Source organism: Mycobacterium sp. (assembly GCF_049585075.1).
GTDB lineage: Bacteria > Actinomycetota > Actinomycetes > Mycobacteriales > Mycobacteriaceae > Mycobacterium.
This window is the reverse complement of record NZ_JBAUZA010000338.1, coordinates 1-3,043: the sequence shown is the minus strand read 5'-3', so window position 1 is coordinate 3,043 and position 3,043 is coordinate 1. Positions and strand designations below refer to the sequence as shown.

Annotated in this window: 4 protein-coding genes; all 4 read left to right on the top strand. The window is 66.4% G+C overall.

Features of this window, described 5'->3' with window-relative positions; genetic code table 11:
• A partial coding sequence (locus WB785_RS15955) for an NUDIX hydrolase (RefSeq protein WP_424080290.1) occupies positions 1–838 on the top strand: 838 nt, incomplete at its 5' end.
• Between the two features lie 45 nt (positions 839–883).
• On the top strand, positions 884–1,780 hold the full coding sequence (pdxS, locus tag WB785_RS15950) for a pyridoxal 5'-phosphate synthase lyase subunit PdxS (protein ID WP_424080289.1): 897 nt from the start codon (positions 884–886) through the stop codon (positions 1,778–1,780).
• 4 nt (positions 1,781–1,784) lie between these two features.
• Positions 1,785–2,630: an acyl-CoA thioesterase II gene (tesB, locus tag WB785_RS15945; protein WP_424080288.1), complete on the top strand. Its 846-nt coding sequence runs from the start codon at positions 1,785–1,787 to the stop codon at positions 2,628–2,630.
• Positions 2,609–3,043, top strand: a 435-nt coding sequence (gene pdxT, locus WB785_RS15940) for a pyridoxal 5'-phosphate synthase glutaminase subunit PdxT (RefSeq protein WP_424080291.1), incomplete at its 3' end; no start/stop codon positions are given. The genes tesB and pdxT, both read left to right, overlap by 22 nt.

The following is a 3,043-nucleotide window of genomic DNA, read 5'->3' as shown; positions in this document are numbered from 1 at the left end:
AAGCTCATCCGCGCCGCAGTTAGCGGCCCTGGCCGACGCCGCCGAATCTGCCCCCCGGCAGGCTCGCGAGGCCTGCGAGAACAGCCTGTCGGCCGCGCTGGCGATGGTCGATCCGGCAGCGATGCAGGCGGGGCTGATCGCCGAGCTGGCCGACGCCGAAGCGCGGGTGTTGCTGGCTCGCCGATTCCACAACGACGCGGTCCGCGACACGCTGGCGCTGCGCGAAAGACGGCTGGTTCGGTTGCTGCACTTAGGTGGAACCGCCTCGCTGCCAAGCTATTTCGAGATCGCTGAGCGATCACTGTCGTTGCGTCACGGCGATCACCCCGCGGCACACCGGCGGACCTCGGCGCGGCTGGTGTTGCTCGACGAGACCGGGGCGGTGTTGCTGCTGTGCGGGTCTGACCCGGCCGCGGCGGCGGGGAGCGCACCGCGGTGGTGGTTCACCGTGGGCGGTCAGGTCGGCGACGGTGAGCCGTTGGCCAACGCCGCTGCCCGTGAGTTGGCCGAGGAGACGGGTCTGCGTGTCGCTGCGGCCGACATGATCGGCCCGATCTGGCGACGGGAAGCGGTGTTCGACTTCAACGGCTCGGCGATCCACAGCGAGGAATTCTTCTTCGTCCACCGGACCCAACGGTTCGAGCCGTCCACCACTGGGCGGACCGAGCTGGAGAACCGCTACATCCACTGCCACCGCTGGTGTGACGCTGCTGACATCGCCGATCTGGTTGCTGCCGGCGAGACGGTGTACCCGCTGCAGCTCGCCGAACTGCTCGCCGAGGCGATTGCGCTGGCCGGCGCGCCGGAGCGGGCCCCCCAGCTGCAGTCCATCCGTTGAGGCACGCGAAATACCATTTGCCGTCGACCACTAGACTTGGTGGCTATGAACAACGGCAGCCCGCAGACTGGAACGGCGCGGGTCAAGCGCGGGATGGCCGAAATGCTCAAGGGCGGCGTCATCATGGACGTCGTCACCCCGGAGCACGCCCGCATCGCCGAGGGCGCCGGCGCCGTCGCGGTGATGGCGCTGGAACGGGTGCCGGCCGATATCCGCGCCCAAGGCGGCGTGTCGCGGATGAGCGACCCGGACATGATCGAGGGCATCATCGCCGCGGTCACCATTCCGGTGATGGCCAAGGCGCGCATCGGGCACTTCGTCGAGGCGCAGATCCTGCAGAGCCTCGGCGTGGACTACATCGACGAATCCGAGGTGCTCACCCCGGCCGACTACACCCATCACATCGACAAGTGGAAGTTCACCGTGCCGTTCGTCTGCGGCGCCACCAATCTCGGTGAAGCGCTGCGGCGGATCAGCGAGGGCGCGGCGATGATCCGCTCGAAAGGTGAAGCCGGCACCGGCGACGTATCCAACGCCACCACCCACATGCGCGCAATCGGCGGAGAGATCCGCCGGCTGGGCTCGTTGTCCGATGACGAGTTATACGTGGCGGCAAAGGAACTCGCGGCGCCTTACGATTTAGTCGTGGAGGTGGCGCGGGCCGCCAAGCTGCCGGTCACGTTGTTCACCGCCGGCGGTATCGCGACACCGGCCGACGCCGCGATGATGATGCAGCTGGGAGCCGAAGGGGTTTTCGTCGGGTCGGGCATCTTCAAGTCCGGCGACCCGGCCCAGCGCGCCGCGGCGATCGTCAAGGCCACCACCTTCTTTGACGATCCCGATGTGCTGGCCCGGGTGTCGCGCGGCCTCGGTGAGCCGATGGTCGGCATCAACGTGGAGGAGATCGCGCAGCCGCATCGACTGGCTCAGCGCGGCTGGTAAGAACTTGTCGATCGAGAAGATCCTTGATCTCGAGCAACTCGAGGTCAACATCTACCGAGGTAGCGTGTTCAGCCCGGATTCGGGCTTCTTTCAGCGCACCTTCGGCGGCCACGTGGCGGGCCAGTCGCTGGTGTCGGCGGTGCGCACCGTGGAGCCGCAGTTTCTGGTGCACTCGCTGCACGGGTACTTCATCCGGCCCGGAGATGCCAAGGCGCCCACCGTTTTTATCGTCGAGCGTCTGCGCGACGGCGGCTCGTTTTGCACCAGGCGGGTCAACGCCATCCAGCACGGCGAAACCATCTTCTCCATGTCGGCGTCATTCCAGACCGATCAGGACGGCATCCACCACCAGGATGCGATGCCGGCGGCGCCGCCACCGGACAATCTGCCGGGACTGAAGTCGATGAAGGTGTTCGACGACGCCGGATTTCGTCAGTTCGAGGAGTGGGACATCCGCATCGTGCCGCGCGATGAACTGCAGCGGTTGCCCGGCAAGGCTTCTCAGCAACAGGTGTGGTTTCGGCACCGCGACCCGCTGCCCGACGACCCGGTGTTGCATATCTGCGCGCTCGCCTACATGAGCGACCTGACCCTGCTGGGATCGGCGCAGGTGAATCACCTTGACGAGCGGTCGCACCTGCAAGTGGCGTCGCTGGATCACGCGATGTGGTTCATGCGGGTGTTTCGGGCCGACGAGTGGTTGCTCTACGACCAGTCCTCGCCGTCGGCCACCGGCGGGCGCTCGCTGTGCCAGGGCAAGATCTTCAATCAGTACGGCGAGATGGTGGCCGCTGTGATGCAGGAGGGGCTGACCCGTTTCGCGCGTGGATACCGGCCTTCGGGGCAGTGATCCGCGTCGGGGTGTTGGCGCTGCAGGGCGACACTCGCGACCACCTTGCCGCGCTGCGCGAGGCCGGTGCTGCTGCGATGCCGGTCCGGCGCCTTGACGAGTTGGACGCTGTTGACGCGCTGGTGATTCCTGGTGGGGAATCCACCACGATGAGTCATCTGCTGCGCGATCTGGATCTGCTGGAGCCGCTGCGTTTGCGGTTAGCCGACGGGATGCCGGCCTACGGGGCTTGCGCCGGGATGATCCTGTTGGCCAGCGAAATTTTGGACGCCGGTGCCGGTGGGCGGGAGGCGTTGCCTTTGGGTGGTGTGGATATGACGGTGCGGCGCAACGCTTTTGGGCGTCAAGTCGACTCGTTCGAAGGCGATGTCGAGTTCCTTGGTTTCGACGAGCCGGTGCACGCGGTGTTCATC

Coding starts and splice junctions, on each gene's coding strand:
- pdxS (WP_424080289.1), top strand. CDS start 884: ATGAACAACGGCAGCCCGCAGACTGGAACGGCGCGGGTCAAGCGCGGG.